18 protein-coding genes are annotated in these 20,292 nt (G+C 65.2%); 7 read left to right on the forward strand and 11 right to left on the reverse strand.

Annotation, left to right across the window (positions count from 1 at the left end; genetic code table 11):
* The gene (gene hutU / locus AC1RUR_RS25010; RefSeq protein ID WP_492848890.1) at positions 1–1,671 is read left to right on the forward strand and encodes a urocanate hydratase; all 1,671 of its coding nucleotides are present in this window, start codon (positions 1–3) and stop codon (positions 1,669–1,671) included.
* 7 nt (positions 1,672–1,678) lie between these two features.
* On the opposite strand, the gene AC1RUR_RS25015 is transcribed toward hutU, so the two are convergent.
* From AC1RUR_RS25015 to AC1RUR_RS25030, 4 genes are all read right to left on the reverse strand, one after another.
* A complete protein-coding gene (locus AC1RUR_RS25015) occupies positions 1,679–3,688 on the reverse strand; it encodes a putative bifunctional diguanylate cyclase/phosphodiesterase (protein ID WP_492848892.1) in 2,010 nt (669 codons plus the stop codon).
* Positions 3,689–4,009: 321 nt separating this feature from the next.
* Positions 4,010–4,894: a BJP family subclass B3 metallo-beta-lactamase gene (gene blaBJP / locus AC1RUR_RS25020; protein ID WP_492848894.1), complete on the reverse strand. Its 885-nt coding sequence runs from the start codon at positions 4,892–4,894 to the stop codon at positions 4,010–4,012.
* A gap of 170 nt (positions 4,895–5,064) precedes the next feature.
* A complete protein-coding gene (locus AC1RUR_RS25025; RefSeq protein WP_492848896.1) occupies positions 5,065–5,337 on the reverse strand; it encodes a TonB-dependent receptor plug domain-containing protein in 273 nt (90 codons plus the stop codon).
* Positions 5,338–5,399: 62 nt separating this feature from the next.
* On the reverse strand, positions 5,400–6,656 hold the full coding sequence (locus tag AC1RUR_RS25030; protein ID WP_492848897.1) for a hypothetical protein: 1,257 nt from the start codon (positions 6,654–6,656) through the stop codon (positions 5,400–5,402).
* 373 nt (positions 6,657–7,029) lie between these two features.
* On the opposite strand from AC1RUR_RS25030, the gene AC1RUR_RS25035 reads away from it, so the two are divergent.
* Complete coding sequence (locus AC1RUR_RS25035) at positions 7,030–7,839, forward strand: ABC transporter substrate-binding protein (RefSeq protein ID WP_492848899.1); 810 nt, start codon at positions 7,030–7,032, stop codon at positions 7,837–7,839.
* On the opposite strand, the gene AC1RUR_RS25040 is transcribed toward AC1RUR_RS25035, so the two are convergent.
* The 5 genes from AC1RUR_RS25040 to hisC all read right to left on the reverse strand — a co-directional run bounded on the left by AC1RUR_RS25040 (position 7,813) and on the right by hisC (position 11,368).
* Complete coding sequence (locus AC1RUR_RS25040; protein WP_492848901.1) at positions 7,813–8,511, reverse strand: ABC transporter permease; 699 nt, start codon at positions 8,509–8,511, stop codon at positions 7,813–7,815. The two genes, AC1RUR_RS25035 and AC1RUR_RS25040, sit on opposite strands and share 27 nt — an antisense overlap.
* A gap of 215 nt (positions 8,512–8,726) precedes the next feature.
* The gene (locus tag AC1RUR_RS25045; protein ID WP_492848903.1) at positions 8,727–9,419 is read right to left on the reverse strand and encodes an aquaporin; all 693 of its coding nucleotides are present in this window, start codon (positions 9,417–9,419) and stop codon (positions 8,727–8,729) included.
* Positions 9,419–9,829 (reverse strand): arsenate reductase (glutaredoxin), encoded by a 411-nt coding sequence (gene arsC / locus AC1RUR_RS25050; RefSeq protein WP_492848905.1) that lies wholly within the window; start codon positions 9,827–9,829, stop codon positions 9,419–9,421. Before arsC ends, AC1RUR_RS25045 begins: the two co-directional genes overlap by 1 nt.
* 70 nt (positions 9,830–9,899) lie before the next feature.
* The gene (locus AC1RUR_RS25055) at positions 9,900–10,244 is read right to left on the reverse strand and encodes an ArsR/SmtB family transcription factor (RefSeq protein WP_492848907.1); all 345 of its coding nucleotides are present in this window, start codon (positions 10,242–10,244) and stop codon (positions 9,900–9,902) included.
* 68 nt (positions 10,245–10,312) lie between these two features.
* Entirely contained in the window at positions 10,313–11,368 is a 1,056-nt protein-coding gene (gene hisC / locus AC1RUR_RS25060; protein ID WP_492848909.1) for a histidinol-phosphate transaminase, read from the reverse strand.
* Between the two features lie 228 nt (positions 11,369–11,596).
* Between hisC and AC1RUR_RS25065 the strand changes: the two genes are divergently transcribed.
* The 5 genes from AC1RUR_RS25065 (at position 11,597) to AC1RUR_RS25085 (ending at position 17,405) form a co-directional block, all read left to right on the forward strand.
* On the forward strand, positions 11,597–13,120 hold the full coding sequence (locus AC1RUR_RS25065) for an FAD-binding oxidoreductase (protein WP_492848911.1): 1,524 nt from the start codon (positions 11,597–11,599) through the stop codon (positions 13,118–13,120).
* A 73-nt stretch (positions 13,121–13,193) separates the two neighbouring features.
* Positions 13,194–14,045, forward strand: a complete 852-nt coding sequence (locus AC1RUR_RS25070; protein WP_027546451.1) for a 3-hydroxybutyryl-CoA dehydrogenase — start codon at positions 13,194–13,196, stop codon at positions 14,043–14,045.
* 137 nt (positions 14,046–14,182) lie between these two features.
* Complete coding sequence (locus AC1RUR_RS25075; RefSeq protein WP_492848913.1) at positions 14,183–14,647, forward strand: group III truncated hemoglobin; 465 nt, start codon at positions 14,183–14,185, stop codon at positions 14,645–14,647.
* Positions 14,648–14,893: 246 nt separating this feature from the next.
* Positions 14,894–15,547, forward strand: coding sequence for a QcrA and Rieske domain-containing protein (locus AC1RUR_RS25080; RefSeq protein WP_492848915.1), 654 nt, complete (start codon positions 14,894–14,896; stop codon positions 15,545–15,547).
* A gap of 130 nt (positions 15,548–15,677) precedes the next feature.
* Complete coding sequence (locus AC1RUR_RS25085; RefSeq protein ID WP_492849044.1) at positions 15,678–17,405, forward strand: methanol/ethanol family PQQ-dependent dehydrogenase; 1,728 nt, start codon at positions 15,678–15,680, stop codon at positions 17,403–17,405.
* 229 nt (positions 17,406–17,634) lie between these two features.
* Here AC1RUR_RS25085 and AC1RUR_RS25090 read toward each other — a convergent pair whose 3' ends face one another.
* Together AC1RUR_RS25090 and AC1RUR_RS25095 are read right to left on the reverse strand one after the other, a co-directional pair.
* The gene (locus AC1RUR_RS25090; protein ID WP_492848917.1) at positions 17,635–17,895 is read right to left on the reverse strand and encodes a hypothetical protein; all 261 of its coding nucleotides are present in this window, start codon (positions 17,893–17,895) and stop codon (positions 17,635–17,637) included.
* Positions 17,896–17,979: 84 nt separating this feature from the next.
* Positions 17,980–20,292: a xanthine dehydrogenase family protein molybdopterin-binding subunit gene (locus AC1RUR_RS25095; protein WP_492848919.1), complete on the reverse strand. Its 2,313-nt coding sequence runs from the start codon at positions 20,290–20,292 to the stop codon at positions 17,980–17,982.

Consider the following 20,292-nt stretch of genomic DNA (forward strand, 5'->3'; position numbering starts at 1 on the left):
ATGAACCGCCGACTGGACAACGACCGCACCATCCGCGCCCCCCGTGGCAGCGAGATCAGCGCCAAGAGCTGGCTGACCGAAGCGCCCCTGCGCATGCTGATGAACAATCTTGATCCTGATGTCGCGGAGCGCCCGAGCGAGCTCGTCGTCTATGGTGGCATCGGCCGCGCCGCGCGCGACTGGGAGAGCTTTGACCGGATCACGGCGGCGTTGCGCAAGCTCGAAGGCGACGAGACGCTGCTGGTCCAGTCCGGCAAGCCGGTCGGCGTTTTCCGCACCCACGCCGATGCGCCGCGCGTGCTGATCGCGAACTCCAACATCGTGCCGCATTGGGCGACGCTCGATCATTTCAACGAGCTCGACCGCAAGGGCCTGATGATGTACGGCCAGATGACGGCCGGCTCCTGGATCTATATCGGCAGCCAGGGCATTGTGCAGGGCACCTACGAGACCTTCGTCGAGGTCGGCCGGCGCCATTATGGCGGCAGCCTCGCCGGCAAATGGATCCTCACCGCCGGCCTTGGCGGCATGGGCGGGGCGCAGCCGCTGGCGGCGACCATGGCCGGGGCTTCGATGCTCGCGGTCGAATGCCAGCCGAGCCGGATCGAGATGCGGCTGCGCACCGGCTATCTCGATCGACAGGCGGCAACGCTCGACGAGGCGCTCGCGATCATGGCCGATGCTGCCAAGACGCAGAAGGCGATCTCGGTCGGCCTGCTCGGCAATGCGGCCGAGATATTCCCGGAATTGGTGCGCCGCGGCGTCAAGCCCGACATCGTCACCGACCAGACCAGCGCGCATGATCCGATCAACGGCTATCTCCCCAAGGGCTGGACGCTCGCTGAATGGGAGGCGAAACGCGCGTCCGATCCCAAGGCCGTCGAGCGCGCGTCGAAGACCTCGATGGTCGAGCACGTCCAGGCCATGCTGGATTTCCATGCACAGGGGATTCCGACGCTCGACTACGGCAACAACATCCGCCAGATGGCGCAGGACATGGGCCTGAAGAACGCCTTCGATTTCCCCGGCTTCGTGCCCGCCTATATCCGTCCCTTGTTCTGCCGCGGCGTCGGCCCGTTCCGCTGGGCCGCGCTGTCGGGTGATCCCGAGGACATCTTCAAGACCGACGCCAAGGTCAAGGAGCTGATGCCCGACGACAAGCATCTGCACAATTGGCTCGACATGGCCAAGGCGCGCATCAAGTTCCAGGGGCTGCCGGCACGAATCTGCTGGGTCGGCCTCGGCGATCGCCATCGCCTCGGCCTTGCCTTCAACGAGATGGTGGCGCGCGGCGAGTTGAAAGCGCCGATCGTGATCGGCCGTGATCACCTCGACAGCGGCTCGGTGGCGAGCCCGAACCGCGAGACCGAAGCGATGAAGGACGGCTCGGACGCGGTGTCCGACTGGCCTCTGCTCAATGCGCTGCTCAATTGCGCCAGCGGTGCGACCTGGGTGTCGCTGCACCATGGCGGCGGCGTCGGCATCGGCTATTCGCAGCACGCCGGCATGGTGATCGTCGCCGACGGCACGCCGGAAGCGGCGAAGCGGATCGAGCGCGTGCTGTGGAACGATCCCGCCAGCGGGGTCATGCGCCATGCCGATGCGGGCTACGACATCGCGATCGACTGCGCGTGGGACAAGGGGCTCGATCTGCCGAGCCTTTCGAAGTAGCCGAGCCTCAGGCCACCACCTTGGCCTCGGCGCCGTCGAGGCGGTGGTGCTCTTTCGCGAGGTAGTCGGCGATTGCCTCGCCGGACATCGGCTTTGCGAAATAATAGCCCTGGATGAAGTCGCAGCCGAGCCGGCGCAGGGTGTCGAGCTGGGCGCGGGTCTCGACGCCCTCGACGACGCAGGCGATTTCCATGTCGTCGCACAGGCCCGTGAGCGATTTGATGATCTTGTAGCTGACGGGATTGTCGTTGATGTCGGCAACGAAACTGCGGTCGACCTTGATCTTGTCGAGCGGCAGCCGGTGCACGTGGCTCAGCGAGGAATAACCTGTGCCGAAATCGTCCAGCGAAATGCCGCAGCCCATCGCCTTCAGCGTTGCGATCGCCTGTTGCGCGCGTACGAAGTCGAACGTGACGGCGGTCTCGGTGATCTCGAAATCGATCCGGTGCGGCGGCAAGCCGCTTTTCTCGATGATGGAGATCAGCGGCAGGATGCCTTCTGCCGCGCAGACGTCGTGCGCGGAGAGGTTGAACGACAGGCGGATGTTGTCGGGCCAGGTCCTGGCCGTCGCGAGCGCGCGTGCCAGCAGCGCCTGTGTCAGCGGACGGATCAGGCCGATGCGCTCGGCGGCTGGAATGAAATCGGCCGGCGAAACCAGGCCGAGGCGGGAATTGTGCCAGCGGGCCAGAACCTCGAAGCCGGCGGTATGCTCGCTCATGGCGTCCACGATCGGCTGGAATACCAGGTCCATCTCGGTGCGGAAATCGGCGGTGCGGAGCAGATTTTCGATGACTCCGCGGCTGCGGATCTCGGCCTCGAGCTCGCTCGAGAAGATCACGGTGCGGCCGCGCAGATGGCGCTTGGCGTGATAGAGCGAATAGTCGGCGCACTCATAAAGCGCTTCCGACGTCGTTGCGGCGTTCGGGAACAGTGCAAAGCCGATCGAGCAGGAGAGCCCGGTATGGGCAGTGTCGAGCTGGTAAGGCAGCTTGACCTGGCTGTTGATGCGCTCGCCGAGCCGCATCAGGTCCGCCTCATCGGGGTCGCCGCACACGACGAGGCCGAACTCGTCGCCGCCAAGCCTTGCGAATTCCACCCGCTGCGGGCCAAAGCCCTCGCAGATCTCGCGGATGCGCCGGCCGGCCTCGATCAGGACGCGGTCGCCGACCGAGTGGCCGTAATTGTCGTTGATCGGCTTGAAGCCGTCGAGGTCGATGATCCCGACCGCGACGCGAACGTTCCTGCGCTCGGCGTCGATAAAGGCACTCGACAGCTCGGCGAAGAAGCGGCGGCGGTTCGGCAGCTCGGTGAGGGAATCGAGATTGGCGAGGCGGAAGTTCTCGTCCGAGAGCGCCTGCGTTGCCGCCTGCTGCGCGAGCAGCGACTTGCGGCTGGCGACGAGATCGGCGAAGTCGCGGTAATAGATGAACAGTACCGTCGCCATCGCCCCGGAGACCAGCAGGTTGTTGACCGCGATCGCCTTCAGCGTCGGCTCACCCGTGGCCCAGAAGAACAGCACATAGGGGACGTCGACGACCAGCGTCACGATCAGCGCCGCCGAGCGCAGATGCATCAGCGAGAAGATGCAGCCGATCACGGTCACCGCCATGTAGAACGCGACCTGGCTCTTGGCGAAGGGATCGCCGTAAGGATAGAGCGCGAACGACCAGATGGTGAAGCCGGCACCGATCGGCAACGCCATCCAGTTGGTGGCACGCAGATTGCGCAGAATGTCGGCGTCGCTGCGCACGAGGTGACGCTGGCGCAGCCACCAGAACGTCCGGAGCGCGGCGAGTACGGTCAGCACGCTCGGCACGACCATCGTCAGCCAGTCCGGCGCCACGTTCACATACGTGTAGGCGACGGCGATCGTGTTGCTCATGAGAATGAAGTAGAGCAGCGGGACCTGCTTGGAGAAGGCATCGAACTGCGCGCGCGTCAGATCCGGGTTGTCAGCCGGTACGCGAAACAGCCGCATTGCGGCGGCGAAATGTAACTTCAAGTCGGCAACAGGCATTGCAATACGCGCCCCGGATCCCTTCAAAACGCGGGGGATCTTGCATGGCGGGGGTAAAGGGCGCGTTAGATCGGGTTCCGTGCGAAAGCCAGTGCAGGTTGCACGTTACCGTAGATCTTCCGGCCACGTGCATTGGTGAGGCGGCGTTAAGGATATCCCGTGGCGGAGGCGGGTCTTTCTGGTACAACTCGCCCGTAATCGCCGCAGCTACGACTTGCTAACCACGCGCGTCAGTGACGGCGCGGTGCTGCGTATTGCCGCGCGCTCACCCAACCCACCTCTCCCCCGCTCGAGGAGAGGCGAGTGAGCGCAAGACAGCTGCTACTTCTTGTCCAGCGCCGCGGTCTGCTTGGCGAGCTGCTTGTCGAAATCCTCCGACAGGCCGGTCGCGTAGGTCACGATCTCGCCCGGCTTGACGAACGGGTTCGGCGCGCCCTCCTTCATCTCCGCGCGCTTGGCCTGCATGCCATAGACTTCCGGGTGCGGCCCGAGCAGCACGTCGATCTTCATCGCCTTGGCCTTGGCGAAGGTCGCGCGATAGTCGTCGACGATGCCGGGATAGGTCGGCTGGCCGACCAGCCGGTTCAGTGCCACCGTGCCGCTACAGAAGAACAGCACCTCGCGGTTCTCCTTGCCGTCCTTGACGGTCATCTCCCAGCTCGTGCAGCCCGGCGAATGGCCGGGCGTTGCATGTGCCGTCAGCGTGGTGTCGCCGAGCGTGACCTTGTCGCCTTCCTTGACGGTGCGATCGACCTTCACCGCGGGGAAGGCGAGGTCCTCGTTCTTCTCGTCACCCGGATAATAGCCGCCCTCGAGCAGCGGCCTGTCGCGCTCGCCGGCGATGAGCTGCGCACCGGTTTCCTTCTTGATCTCGGCGAAGCCGCCGGTGTGGTCGAGATGCGCGTGCGTGTTGAGGATGATCTTGATGTCGGCAACCTTGAAGCCGAGCTTCGCAATGTTGTCCTTGATCATGCCCGTGGACTGGGGCATCGCCGTGTCCATCAGGATCAGGCCCTGCGGTGTCTTGATGACATAGACGGCAATGCCGTCGGTTCCGACATAATAGATGTTGTCGATGAGCTGGAACGGCTCGAACGGCGCCGTCCACTTCTTCATGGCCACTGCCAGAAAATCCTTGATGGTCTGTGCCTGCGCAGCAGGTACGAACAACACCAACGCGCACAGTGCGGCCGTGAGCTTTCTCATAGTTTGCCTCCCATAGTGTTCTTGTCGTTCTTGATCGGGCGCGAAGGTCGTGTGGCCCGACCGATGCGCAAGTTACGTCGTTGCCCGTCTCGCGGGCAACTGCTTCGTGTCCGGAAAATGCTTGGGCCGCGCGGGAATAACGGTGCGGTTGGCGAAAGCCGAGTGGGGCCCTAGCGCCCGATCGTGACGCCTGCGGTCGAGCGCATGGCGTCCCGGAGGCTTCTCGCGTTCATGTCGTCGAGGACCTGCCGCGTCAGCACGGTGGTCTGGCCCGGCGTGCTGAGGATCGTCTCGCCGCGCGAGGAAGAGAGCCGGTCGGCCTTGTAGGGCGCGACCGGATCGGTGGCGAGCGCGTGGTGCGACCGCCGGCTGGACGCGGCAAAGGCTCCCTGCGAGGCGCAGAGGAAGACGATCAAAATCAATCGCAATGATTTGGTGGGCATGCGAGTTCCCATATCCAGGACATCAGCCTAGCATATGGCGCGCGTCGTCGCAGGGGAAAGCGTCAGGCGAGAGCGGCCTGGCGTTCCCGCACCGATTCGCGGACCCGGTCTGGTTTCGCTGGCTCGGCGAGCCGGGTAAAACTGCGATGGCTCGCTTGCGCGGGCGCCTCGACGATGACACCCTCGCAGACGATCTGCCCGCCCAGCGTCCGGAACTCGAGCTTGTCGTAGCGCGGCATGGTCTCGCCGGGCGCGGGCGGCAGCAGTTCGACACGGCCCTGGATGTTCAGCGTGGCATCGCCGGTGCCGTGAAGTCGCGGATTCCACATCCTGATCCCGGTCTCCGCCCAGCGCTGCCGGATCAGCGCGGCGCGATCGGCAGGTTCCGTCGCCTTTGCGCGAACCTTCGATGCGCGGCGGCTCTCCGGAGCGGGGGACGCAAGGACCGGCTCCGGCGTGATGGCGGTGACGACGTCGGCGATCTCGGCGGACGAGTCCTCTACGGCAACCGCTGTGACGGGTGCAGGATCGCTTGCAAGGACCGGCTCGAATTCCGTCGCGACCTCGGGGGATGAACCGCTGTCGACACTGACGGCAGGGACATCAGCCATAGAGGCGTCGATATCGGCGAGAGCGACAGACGAGTCGTCTACAATGGCCGGCTCAACGTTCATGAGGACGCCAGAGGACGGCTCCTGACTGATCTCCTGGCTGATGATGAGGTCGAGGGCATCAACCGGAACGATCTCCGCGTCGACAGACGGGACAGGTGTCTCCTCAGCGACGGCAGGCTCAGCGTCGGTCGAGAGGTCGCGAGATGGAGTGCCGCTGACGACGGGCTCGGGAATATCAAGCGGCTCGGGATCGACGTCGACGGGCGGGGCCGAGGCCTCTTCCGTGCGGGCGGATTCGACATTCGCCGGAAGTTCCGCAAGTGGAGCGTTGCTGATGGTGAGTTCGGGAACTTCGACAGGCTCGACTGAAGCCTCCGCCACGACGGTTGGCTCGGCTTCCGTCGGCGCCTCCGCAGATGAACCGTCGCTGACGCCGGTATCCGTTTGCGCTGCTGGCGGACTCTCCGCGATGACAGAGATCGCGATGTCGTCCTCGGCGACCGGAGGCGCAACCGGGATTCTTGCGTCGCTGAGCAGCGGATCGGCGTTGATGCTGATGTCGGGCGTCGGCGCGGCTTCGGCAATGTCGACGACGATGGCAGGCGAATCGCTCGTGGCAACCGGCGCGACGTCAATGCTGCCGCTGTGCGGCAAGGGCCGAAGCCTCGTAAACGCCCATTTCACCGCAGGGATGCGGCGCAGCAACGATATCAGTCTCGAAAGCACTGGGAGTTGTCCAAGAGGTACTCGGCGTGAGGCAATCGCTGATTCGCCAGCAATGTAAAAAACTGCCCCGGCCGTCACATCGATGTCAATCTAGGTGGGACCAATTGCAGAACATCTGCGCTCCATCGCGCGATGGAAGCTGCGATCGTGATGAAGCCACGACAGTATCGCCGGTCGCCACGGCGATGACGCCCACGGTACCACTGCACGGAACGTGGATATGCTTGCTCGGGACAGACGCTAGCGCCGCGAGATACGGCGTCACGCGTGCGTTGCGCCGAATGTCGGGGTTCCCTGCGCCGCTCCGCCGAAGGTAGTTTGGAACACCCGGCATCTGGTGTAAGGACGACGCATGAAGAGGATAGTCACCATCGGAGCGGTTCTGCTCTGGTCCACCATCGCATTCGCGCAGGATCGCACGATCACCGTGGCCTCGACGACGTCGACGGAACAGTCGGGCTTGTTCGGATATTTGCTGCCGCTGTTCTCGAAGGCCGAGGGCATCAACGTGAAGGTCGTTGCCGTCGGCACCGGTCAGGCGCTGGATATCGGTCGGCGCGGCGATGCCGACGTGGTGTTCGTCCATGACAGACCCGCCGAGGACCAGTTCATGTCCGAAGGGCAGGGCGTGAAGCGGTTCGACGTCATGTACAACGATTTCATCATCGTCGGGCCGAAGAGCGATCCGGCGCAGATTGCCGGCGGCAAGGATGTCGCCGATGCGCTGCGCAAGATCGCGGCGGCCAAGGCACCGTTCATCTCGCGCGGCGACAAGTCCGGCACGCATGCAGCCGAGCTGAGATTGTGGAAGGAGGCGGGCGTCGATCTCGGTGCCGGCAAGGACAACTGGTATCGCGAGATCGGCCAGGGCATGGGTCCGGCGCTGAACATGGCCTCGTCCTCGGACGCCTATCTTCTGTCGGATCGCGGCACCTGGCTGTCGTTCAAGAACCGTGGCGAGCTTGCCGTCCTGACCGAGGGCGACAAGCGGCTCTTCAACCAGTACGGCGTCATGCTGGTGAATCCGGCAAAGCATTCGAACGTGAAGGCGCAGGATGGGCAGGCCTTCATCGACTGGCTGGTCTCCCCGAGGGGACAGCAGGCGATTGCCGGCTACAAGGTCGGCGGCGAGCAGCTATTTTTCCCCAACGCGTCCAACTAGCAAGAAGGCGACGGTCGACACCGCCACACTGAGCGCGAGCAGGATCAGCCCGAGCCCGAGCGCCAGCGGCAAATCGCCCTTGCTGGTTTCCAGCGCGATGGCGGTCGTCATCGTGCGGGTGAAGCCGCGGATGTTGCCGCCGACCACGATGATGGCGCCGACTTCCGCGATGGCCCGCCCGAAGGCCGCGAGAAAGGCCGTCAGCAGCGAGGTCCGCCCCAGCGCGAACAGGAGCCCCATGCTGCGCAGGACCGACAGCCCGTCGATCCGCGCCAGATCGCCATACTCCGCCCACAGCAGGCTCGCCGGCCGGTGCACCAGCGCCACCACGATCGGCGTCGCGAGCAGCGTCTGCGCGATCACCATGGCGGCCGGCGTGAACAGCAGGCCGGCCGCCCCGAACGGGCCGGACCGCGACAGCATCAGATAAAGCGCGAGCCCGACCACGACCGGCGGCAGGCCGAGCAGCGCATTGGTCAGCACGATGATGACCTGACGTCCGCGGAAGCGGGCGATCGCAAGCAAGGCGCCAAACGGTGCGCCGATCAGGAGCGCGACGATGCTTGCGGTCAGGCTGACACGCACCGACAATGCGACGATGCCCAGAAGCTCGGAATCGGCCTCGCCGATCAGCGCGAAGGCGGCACCAACGGATCGTGCGAAATCGTTCATCCGCGCCTGAACTTCAGCGTCCGGGCGGAGGCCTCCGGGGCGACGAGGTCGAGGCTGCAAGAGTGCGTCACGGGGTGGTCCCTGCAAGGTTTGGTGTGTGGGCAAAAGCAGCGAGGCACCGCCGCCGTGGGAGGCGGCGCACAGAATACCCGGCAGGAGCGTTTTGAAAACCCGCTTCATCCGGCTGCGAATGCCGCAGCCGCGCGATTTCGGCGTCAGGACGCGAGCGGGCGGGTGTCCCGCCTTGCCGGATCACCGCCCCAAAGCCAGCCTGCGAGCGGAACGGCGACAAGTGCCCCGACGATCTGTGCCGCGATGAAGGCTGGCACGCCCTGTGGGGCGATCCCTGCGAAGGTATCGGACAGCGATCTGGCGATGGTGACCGCCGGATTGGCAAAGGACGTCGAGGCCGTGAACCAGTACGCCGAGGTAATGTACAGGCCGACGGCGTAAGGAACGGCGGCGGGCGTTCGAGACGCGACGCCGAGGATCGTCAGCAGCAGGCCGAAGGTCGCCACGGCCTCGGCGAGCCATTGTCCGGCTCCCATGCGCTGCGTTAGCGAAAGCTGGAGGAGTGGAAGCTCGAACATCAGATGTGCGATCCACACGCCGATGATTGCGCCGGAGATCTGTGCGGCGACGTAGATCGCCGCGTCCCTCCAGGCCATTTGGCCGCGCAGGGCGAAGGCCAGCGTCACCGCCGGATTGAAATGGGCGCCCGACATGGTGGCGAAGGTGAGGATCAGCGCGACCAGGATGGCGCCGGTGGCGATCGTGTTGCACAGGAGCGCAAGCGCGACGTTTCCGCCCGAGAGCCTCGCGGCCATGATCCCCGAGCCGACCACCGCGGCCAGCAGGAACGCGGTCCCGAGCCACTCGGCGAAGGCGCGCTGCGCAAGCCCCGGCATCAGGCGCCGCGGTCCAGCCGGACGCGCTCGCCGTCTTCCTTGACGAATTCCCCCTGCTGCGCCGGCAGGAGGTCCAGCACCAGCTCCGAGGGGCGACACAGCTTGACGCCTTTCGGCGTGACCACGATCGGCCTGTTGATCAGGATGGGATGCGCCATCATCGCGTCGAGAAGCTGATCGTCGGTCAGCGCCGCGTTGCCGAGCCCGAGCTCGGCAAAGGGCGTGCCCTTTTCGCGAAGCAGTGCGCGCACGGACAGTCCCATGCGCGCGATGAGTTGCCGCAACAGCGCCCGCGACGGCGGCGTCTTCAAATACTCGATCACATGCGGCTCGATGCCGGCGCTCCGGATCATCGCGAGCGTGTTGCGCGAGGTGCCGCAATCGGGATTGTGGTAGATGATCGCATCCATGGCGTAATCCCTGGTTCTCAGCGGCAGGCCGGGGACACGCGAACATGCGGGCGTTTCATGCTCTGTCCTTTCAGGCCGGAATTTTGCTGCGCTTGCGCGCGGGCTTGCAGGCGGCGGCCGGAGCGCAGGACGTTCCACCGCAGCAATTTTCGGTCAGGAAGCCGACGAGCTCATTCATGGTCTCGAACCGCGCCGCATAGATCATCGAGCGCCCCTCGCGCCGGACGGTGGCCAGACCCGCCATCCGCAACCGGTCGAAGTGGAATGTCAGCGTGTTGGGGGCGAGGTCCAGCGCATCCGCGATCGCGCCGGCGGCCATGCCGTCGGGGCCCGCCTGGACCAGCAGACGGAAGACGTCGAGGCGATTGTCCTGGGCGAGCGCAGCGAGCGCCGTGACGGCATCTGTCGTTTCCATATTTCAACGATTATTGAAATGATGGCTGCCTGTCAACCGGACCGACGGCGTCCGTCGCGCGCCCTGGATCAGATCAAGCCGCGCAGCACCTCAATCAGCCGGCCACATTGCTCCTCCGTTCCGACCGTGATGCGCAGGAAATCGTCGATGCGCGGCTTGTTGAAATGCCGGACCAGAACGCCGCGCTGGCGAAGTGCGGCTGCCAGATCGGCCCCGCTTCGGGTTCGATGGCGCGCGAACACGAAGTTTGCGAGCGAAGGCAACACCTCGAAGCCGAGTCCTCCGAGATCGCGGGCCAGGGCTTCGCGGCTTGCGATGATACGGGCGCGGGTCCTGAGGAACCACCCGTCGTCCTCGATGGCGGCGACGGCGCCGGCGATGGCGAGACAATCGACGGGATAGGAGTTGAAGCTGTCCTTCACCCGCTCCAGCGCCTCGATCAGCGGCGGTTGGCCGATGGCAAAGCCGACCCGCAGGCCGGCGAGCGAGCGAGACTTCGAGAACGTCTGGATGACGAGCAGATTGTCGTGGCGCGCAACGAGCGGCACGGCGCTCTCGGCGCCGAAATCGACATAGGCCTCGTCCACCACCACCAGGCGGTCCGGATCTTCGGCGAGCAGTGCCGCGATCGCGTCGCGCGGAAGGGCGATGCCGGTCGGCGCGTTCGGATTGCAGAGAAGGATGGCGCTCGACGCCCGCCTGTAGTCGGTGATCTCGATCCGCATCGCGGCGTCAAGCGGCACCTCCTGGTGAGCGACGCCATAGAGGCGGCAATAGACGGGGTAGAAGCTGTAGGTGACGTCGGGAAACAGAAGCGGCCTGTCGTCGTGCTTCAGAAGGGCCGGGAAGGTGTGGGCCAGAACCTCGTCGGAGCCGTTGCCGACGAACACCTGCTCGGGCGCAACGTCGCAGGACGCCGCGATCGCCTCGCGCAGGCGCGTGGCGCGCGGATCCGGATAAAGGCGCAGCCGCTCCGCAGCCGATGCGATCGCCGCCAGCACGCGCGGCGAGGGGGGATAGGGATTCTCGTTGGTGTTGAGCTTGACGATGCCGTCCTGCTTCGGCTGCTCGCCCGGGACGTAGGGCGAAAGCGTGTGGACGATAGGACTCCAGAAGCGGCTCATGATCTCCAATCCAGGTTGATCGTGGCACAGTAGGGCACGCCGGGCCCCGGCGGAAGTGCGCTTCCCGTTCGGCAGTCGAGGCCGGACTGCACGAGCGTCGCAGCCGGGGACGTTCCCGCAAACGCCACCTTCGTGCTAGGTTCATCGCGCAAGCGTCAAGAATTGAAAACAAGAACGAAGGCCGGCGTGCCCCAGGGCTGCGCAGAAGAGCCGCAAAGCGAGGAACACATGCCGGGTGCAGCACTTGTCACCGCTCCCTCCATTCCGACCGCGCCGGTGACGCCAGCCATTCTCGACCGCCTGCGAGCCGTCGTGGGCGACAAGGGCTTGATCCTGGAGGAGCAGGACAAGCACCCGTTCGTGACCGATTGGCGCGGCGAGCTGGCGGGGCAAGCCGCGGCGATCGTGCGTCCGGCCAGCACCGCGGAAGTCTCGGATGTCGTCAAGCTCTGCTTCGACAACGGCATCGCCATCGTGCCGCAGGGCGGCAACACCGGCCTGATGGGCGGTGCCACACCGTGGCCCGCGCACCGCGGCATCGTGCTGTCGCTCGGCCGCATGAACCGCGTGCTGAATGTCGATTCCGTCGGCTACGCCATGACGGTGGAGGCGGGCTGCATCCTCCAGACGCTCCAGGACACGGCCGCGCGCCATGATCGCTTGTTTCCGCTCAGCCTGGGTGCCCAGGGCTCGTGCATGATCGGCGGCAATCTCTCCACCAACGCCGGCGGCGTGCAGGTGCTGCGCTATGGCAACGCGCGGAATCTGGTGCTGGGTCTCGAGGTCGTGCTGGCGAGCGGCGAAATCTGGGACGGGCTGCGCGCACTCAAGAAGGACAACACCGGCTACGACCTCAAGCATCTGTTCATGGGCGCCGAAGGGACGCTCGGCATCATCACCAAGGCGGTGCTGAAGCTCTGGCCGGCGCCGAAGGATGTGTGCACGGCGTGGCTCGCGATCCGCGATCCCAGGGCGGCGATCGAGCTCTTGTCGGAGGCGCATGCCGCGTCCGACGACAATGTCGGCTCCTGCGAGCTGATGAGCCGCGCCTGCACCGACATGGTGCTGCGACACATCCCCGGCACGCAGGATCCCCTGAAGGCGGAGACCGAATGGTATCTCCTTCTCGAATGGTCGTCGGCCCGGCCGCGGCGGGACGGCGGCACTGGCATGTCGGACAGGATGGAGCAGTTCCTGGCCGATCAGCTCGAGGCGGGCCGGGTGCTGGATGCGGTAATCGCGCAAACCGAAGCGCAGTCGCGCAACATGTGGCGCATTCGCGAGAGCGTGGCCGAGGCATCGCGCGCCGAGGGGCCGGGCCTGAGCTACGACGTGTCGGTCGCGATCTCCGGGATTCCCGAATTCATTGACAGGGGCCTCAAGGCCGTGCTCGACATCCTGCCGGCGATCCGCCCCTATCCGCTCGGCCACATCGGAGACGGCAATGTGCACTTCTCCTTCATGGGGCCGAAGGGCATGGACCGCGACACGCTCACCCAGTATTCCACGGCGATCACGCGGGTCGTCAACGACCTCATCACCTCCATGGCCGGCTCGATCTCGGCCGAACACGGCATCGGCATCGAGAAGCTCGACGAGCTCCAGCACTATCGCTCCAGGACCGAGCTCGACGTCATGCGCACGATCAAGCGGGCCCTCGACCCCAAGAACATCATGAATCCGGGCAAGGTGTTCCGGCTCGGCGCCGCTGACCAGGCCGGGGTTCCCGGCACCTTGGCACCCCGCAGGTAGCGGTGCTAGACCCTGATGCAGGAACAATGGGGCCAGTGCTGGCACGGCCCGCAGGGATGAAGGATATGAAGCAATGATCCAAACCGTTGGCATCATCGGGGCAGGGACCATGGGGAACGGCATCGCGCAGATCTGCGCCGCGGCCGGGCTCTCGGTCGTGATGGTCGACATTTCCGATGCGGCGGTGAACCGCGGGCTTTCGACCGTCGGCGGCAGCCTCGAGCGCCTGGTCAAGAAGGAGAAGATGTCGGCGGCCGACCGCGAGGCGACGCTCAAGCGCATCACCGGCACCACCGACCGGGCGAAGCTGGCCGATTGCGACCTGGTGATCGAGGCCGCCACCGAGAACGAGGAGCTCAAGGTCAAGATCCTGAAGGACCTCTGCGCGACGCTGTCGCCGCGCACGCTCGTTGCCACCAACACCTCGTCGATCTCGATCACCAAGCTTGCCGCCGCAACCGATCGCCCCGATCGGTTCATCGGCATGCACTTCTTCAATCCTGTGCCGGTGATGGCGCTGCTCGAGCTCATCCGCGGCCTGCAGACCTCCGACGACACCCACGCCAAGGCACTCGATTTCGCCCAGCGCGTCGGCAAGGTGGCGATCACCGCCAAGAACAGCCCGGGCTTCGCGGTCAACCGCATCCTGTGCCCGATGATCAATGAGGCGATCTTCGCCCTCCAGGAGGGGATCGCGACGGCGGAAGAGATCGACGCCGGCATGAAGCTCGGCTGCAACCATCCGATCGGGCCGCTGGCGCTCGCCGATCTCGTCGGGCTCGACACCATGCTGTCGGTGATGGAGGTCTTTTACAAAGGCTTCAACGACCCCAAATATCGTCCGGCTCCCTTGCTCAGGGAAATGGTCGATGCCGGCCATCTCGGCCGCAAGACCGGGCAGGGCTTTTACACTTACGGCGCCTGATATTGGCGCAGGCAGTGGGCGCTCCGCGCCCGCTGCCGATCCCGCAATTTGCGTTGCGACAAAGACGCCGCGCGCAATTGGCCCGACAATGTCGAATGGGCGGCCCCGCGGGAACAACGGAACGGATAACAAGGACAATGTCGGATCGACTGAAGGCCGAGCGTGAGGCGGCGGCCGCACGGCGGAACCTGCTGACCCAGGATGCGATCGAGCGCACCGGGATCACCGAGGAGATGATCGCGGAACTCGTCACCCGGTTTTACGGACGGGTCCGCGAGGACGCGCTCCTGGGGCCGGTGTTCGCTGTCGTGCGGAATTGGGACGAGCATCTCGCCAAGCTCGGGGATTTCTGGTCGTCGGTCGTGCTGATGAGCGGCCGTTATCATGGTTCGCCGATGCGGGCGCACCTGCCGCTCGGCCTTGTCGGCGATCATTTCGACCGCTGGCTCGACCTGTTCGAACAGACCGCGCGCGACGTCTGCCCGCCCGCGGCGGCCGCCCTCTTCATCGACAAGGCGCGCCGCATCGCCGACAGTTTTGAAATGGCGTCGGCAACCGTCGCAGGCCGCATCGCTTCGCCGCGTCACGTGCTCAGGCCCTGACATACCGGATGCCTGCCTGAGAAACATGCAGCTCACATCGCGTGATGGCGCGTTGCACCAATTCCAACAGCATCGGTCTGATCTGCAAAATCATCATGCCACTCGCGTGAGGTGACGTTGAACTGCTGAAAATGCGTTTGAACGCATTCACTCTCGTTCAATCAAAGCGAGCAGAGCCATATTGATGCACTGCGGCGCCAATTCTTCGCCTTGTTTTCGGCAGAGTTCCAGCGCCTGCTAGCGGGCATGTCGCGCGCATCCTTCAACACCAATTCCTCGTCCTCCGAGAACACTGCGGAACCTGAAGTTGATGCGCGGGTGGAGCAGACGCGGCGAACGCTGCTGCTGGGCGCGCTCGCCACCTCCGCCTACCTCGGTTGTTCCACACAGACGCGCGCGGGCGAGGATCCGCCCGGCTCGGACGAGCGGCCCCAGAAGGGCGACGTGCTCGTCTTCTCCGAAGGTGACCAGGAGGGCAAGCTGATCACCGCGGCCGATCTGCCGGCCGGCGGGCCGCCGGTGCACGCCTGGCCGAAGGATCCCAAGACCTCGGTCGTGCGCAACGCCTCGCGCCTCAACGAAATCCTGATCATCCGGCTCGATCCCGCCGAGCTCGACGAGCAGACCCGCGCGCGCGCCGTCGACGGCATCATCGCCTATTCGGCGATCTGCGCCCATGCCGGTTGTCCCGTCACCGCCTGGGTGAAGAGCGACGTCGGCGACAAGGAGGTGCTCAAGTGCATGTGCCACAACTCCGAATACGATCCTCGCGCGGGCGCGCAGGTCGTGTTCGGGCCGGCACCACGACGGCTCGCGGCGCTGCCGCTGGCGTTCGCTGACGGTTCGCTCAGCGTCGCCGGAAACTTCGTCGGAAAGGTAGGTGGCGCGCAGCCAGGATGATGGACGGTCGCGGGTTGTGCCCGCGTCACGATAAGCCGCATCCGCCGATGGGCGGACGACGGGACGAACGACAAGAATTCGCAACAAGAATTCAAACGGATGAAAAAGGGGAACGTCCATGAAAACGTCCATGACCAGGAAGCAATGGTACCTGTCCGGCTTCGTCGCCTTCACCTGTCTTGTCTCGACCGCCGCCGTGTCTGGCCCGATCGAGAATTATTCTCCGGTCACCGCGCAGCGCCTGGAGAATCCGGAACCGAGCAACTGGATGCTCTATCGGCGCACCTATGACGGGCAGGGCTACAGCCCGCTCGACCAGATCAACACCTCGAACGTGAAGGGTCTCACGCCGGTCTGGACGTTTGCGACAGGCGTGGTCGAGGGCCACGAGGCGCCGCCGATCGTCAACAACGGCGTGATGTTCGTGGCGACCCCGATGGGGCAGGTGATCGCGCTGAACGCGAAAACCGGTGACGAGTACTGGCGCTACAAGCGGCAGCTCCCCGACGACCTGTTCCAGCTGCATCCGACCAGCCGCGGCGTCGGCCTCTGGGAGGACAAGCTCTATCTCGCCACCACCGACGACCATGTCGTCGCGCTCGACGCCAAGACCGGCAAGGTGGTGTGGGACACCAAGGTGCAGGACTACAAGAAGGGCCAGTACATGACCCTGATGCCGCTGATCGTCGATGGCAAGGTCATCGTCGGCGGTTCCGGCGGCGAGTTCGGCGTGCGCGGCTATGTCGCCGCCTATGACGCCAAGGAGGGCAAGGAGCTGTGGCGGACTTACACCATTCCCGGCGAAGGTGAGCCCGGTCACGACACCTGGCAGGGCGACGACTGGAAGAACGGCGGCGGCTCGGCCTGGATGACCGGCAATTACGACAAGGAGACCAAGACGATCTATTGGGGCGTCGGCAATGCCGCGCCCTGGCCCGGCGAGATGCATCCCGGCGACAATCTCTACACCTCGTCGGTGCTCGCGCTCGATCCGAACAACGGCAAGATCAAGACCTATCACCAGTACCACCAGAACGATTCCTGGGATTGGGACGAGGTCGAAGCGCCGATGCTGATCGACCTGCAACGCGACGGCCGCAACATCAAGAGTCTGGTCCATCCGGGGCGCGATGCGATCTTCTGGGTGCTCGAGCGGACGCCGACCAAAATCAACTACGTCGCGGGCTGGCCGTTCGTCTCCACCGACGTCTGGAAGGGCATCGATGCCGAAACCGGCAAGCCGATCGTCGATCCCGCGCACAAGCCGGTGGTTGGCAAGCGCGTGGAGTTCTGTCCGTCGTTGTGGGGCGGCAAGGACTGGCCGTCGGCGGCCTACAGCGAAAGGACCAAGCTCGTCTATGTGCCGGCCAACGAGAACTTCTGCGGCGGCTTCACCGGCGAGAAGCTTCCGCTCAAGCCCGGCGAGCTCTGGCTCGGCACCAAGCCGGAAGACATCGGCCTGAAGACGAAGCCCGGCGCGGATCATTTCGGCGAGCTCCAGGCCTGGGACCCCACCACCGGCAAGAAGGTGTGGCAGCACAACTTCCCGAAGTCGCAGCTGTTCGGTTCGGTGACGGCGACCGCAGGTGACCTCATCTTCGCTGGCGGCACCAACGATCGCAACTTCCGCGCTTTCAACGCCAAGACCGGCGAGCTGTTGTGGGAGCAGAAGACCAATTCCGGCATCATGGGCATGCCGGTGTCCTATGAGGTCGACGGCACCCAATACATCGCGATCCAGTCGGGATGGGGTGTGGACGCGCAGCGCATCCAGGATGCGCTGGCCACCAACAATATCGGTATCGAGTCCAACGTACCGCAGGGCGGCGTGATCTGGGTGTTCGCGCTGAAGAAATAGCTCCGCGGGCGGATCGAAAGAAGCGGAGCCGCAAGGGGGGTGGCGAATGCGGCGGACGGAAACGTCCGCCGCATTCTGTATGCGTGGCCAGTAGCGAGGCAGACGTCCGCGCCACGAATTCGTCATGCCCCGGGGCATCCACGTTCTTCCTGCCGATGCAAAGATCGTGGATGGCCGGGACAAGCCCGGCCATGACGCGGAAACAGCCGCGTGGAAAAGAGCTACGTCGCTACTTCCCTTGCCGGTCCACCTTGTCCTTTTCCTTCTGGTTCATTTCCTGAACCTTCGGATCGGTGCTGCTCTGCCCGGTGGTCTGGGTGGTCGAGGCGGGCGGGGCGGTGGCGTTGGGCAGCGAGTTCTGGTCCGGCGCGGTCGGGCGCGTGGCCGTGGTCGGCGGCGTCGTGTTGCTCTGGGCGAAGGCGCCAGCAACGGTCAAAAGAAAGGCGCTCGACAGCAGCGAGACTGCGAGCGCCCTTGTGATGTTGGTCATCGATCTGCTCCTGTCAGATCGATGCAAACGGCGCGAGGCCGTCCGATGTTCCCAGCCGCGATAGACTTCTACCGCGCTTTCTTCTCACGCCTCCAATTGCTTGCCGATCGGCAGCGCGCGGATGCGTTTTCCGGTCGCGGCGAAGATGGCATTCATCAGCGCCGGTGCGAACGGCGGAACGCCGGGCTCACCGACGCCGCTCGGCGGCGTGCCTGGTGCGGGCGGCACGATGTAGACGTTGGTCACCACGGGAGACTCGTCGATCCTGACGACCTGGAAGTCGTCGAAGTTCTTCTGCTGCACCTTGCCGTCCTTGAAGGAGATCTCGCCATATTTGGCGAGGCTGAGACCCATGATCGCCGCGCCCTCGATCTGCGAGGCGATGCGCTCGGGGTTGACATAGGTGCCGCAGTCGATTGCGGTGTCGACCCGCGGCACGGTCAGCTTGCCCTTGTCGTCGACGGCCACCTCGACGATGGTCGCGATGTAGCTGACGAAGCTGCGGTGCACCGCGATGCCGAGGCCGTGGCCCTTCGGCACCTTTCGCCCCCATTCGCCCTTCTCGGCGACCAGCTCGACCACCTTGCGCAGGCGCGCGGTGTCGATCGGGTAGCTGTCATAGGGTTCGCCGTAGTTCCAGAGGTCCTTCACGTTGGGCTTGACGATGCGGGGCGAGCCGATCAGCTCGAGCAGCATGTCCTTCTGGTCGCGGCCGGTGGCCTGCGCGATCTCGCCGACCATCGACTGCACTGCGAAGGCACGGGGAATGTTCGAGACGGACCGGAACCAGCCGATGCGGGTATAGGCGGCTGCTTCCGGATTCTCGCAGGAGATGTTCGCGATCTCGAAGGGCATATCGACGAGACCCATGCCGATCTCGAACGGCGCCTGGTGCACCGTTCCGGCGGCAAAAGTCGAGGCGATGCTGGGCGCCACGCTGCGGTGGCGCCAGGCGGTCACCTTGCCGTTCTTGTCGAGACCGGCCTCGATCCGCTCGACCGAGACGGTGTGCAGGAAGCCGTTATGGATGTCGTCCTCGCGCGTCCACTGCACCTTCACCGGCGCGCCGAGCTCCTTCGACAGCAGCGCTGCCTCGAGCGCATAGTCGCATTTCGACTTGCGGCCGAAACCGCCGCCGAGCAGGGTCACGTTGACGGTGACATTGGCTTCGGGAATGCCGAGCGTCTTGGCGACGTCCTCGCGGGTGCCGCCGGGGCTCTGCACCGGCGCCCAGATCTCCGCCTTGTCGCCCTTGACGTCGGCCACCGCCACCGGCGGCTCCATGCTGACATGGGCCAGATGCGGGACGTAGTACTCGCCGACGATCACCTTGTCGGCGCCCTTCAGCGCGGCGTCCGCATCGCCCTCTTTGCGCAAGACGAGGCCGGGCTTGCGGGAGGCCTCCTCCAGCTCCTTGCGATAGGCTACGGAGTCGTATTTGCCGTTCGGGCCGTCGTCCCAGACGAGCTTCAGCGCGTCGCGGCCCTTGATCGCAGCGCCGGTGTTGCGCGCGATCACGGCGACGCCGCCGAGCGGCTGGAATTTCGAGGGCCAGGGCCAGCCGCGCACCTGCATCACCTTCTCGACACCGGGGACTTTCAGCGCCTCGTCCGGCTCGAACTTGACCAGCTTGCCGCCGGTCACTGGCGGCCGCGCGATCACGGCATATTTCATTCCGGGCAGGCGGACGTCCGCACCGTAACGGGCCTTGCCGGTGGTGATGTCGTGGAGATCGACGATGCCAACCTGGCCCTTGGTCAGATAGCGGAAGTCCTTGGGGTCCTTCAGCTTGAGGCCTTCGACAGCAGGCACCGATTCCTTGGCGGCGTCAGCCGCGAGTTCGCCGAAGCCGAGCTTGCGTCCGCTGGCGCTGTGGACGACCTCGTGATTGACGGCCTTGACCTCGGTCGCGGGCACGCCCCAGCGCTTGGCGGCGGCCTGCTCCAGCATGGTGCGGGCGGCGGCGCCGATCTGGCGCATCGGGATCAGGTAATGCCGCGTGCTGCGGGAGCCGTCGGTGTCCTGGTTGCCGAACTTGACCTCGTCGCCATGGGCTTGCTGCACCTTGACCCTGGACCAGTCGGCCTCCATTTCCTCGGCCACGATCAGCGGCAGGCTGGTGCGCACGCCGGTGCCCATTTCCGAACGGTGCCCGACGATGGTGACGATGCCGTCCGGGGCGACCGAAACGAACACGCGCGGATCGACCACGACGCCATGCGGCATCTTTCCGGCACCGGTCTCATAGGCAAACGCCTGGCGCGACATCACGGGCGCGGCGAGCACGAAGCCGCCGGTGACGCCGAGCCCCTTCAGGATGCTGCGGCGCGAGACCTTCTCGACGCGGATGTTCTTTTCGAAGCTGTGGAGCTTCCGGGGACTGTCGATGAAATTCAT

It is taken from the genome of Bradyrhizobium sp. GW821-FHT12B03, from assembly GCF_058807535.1.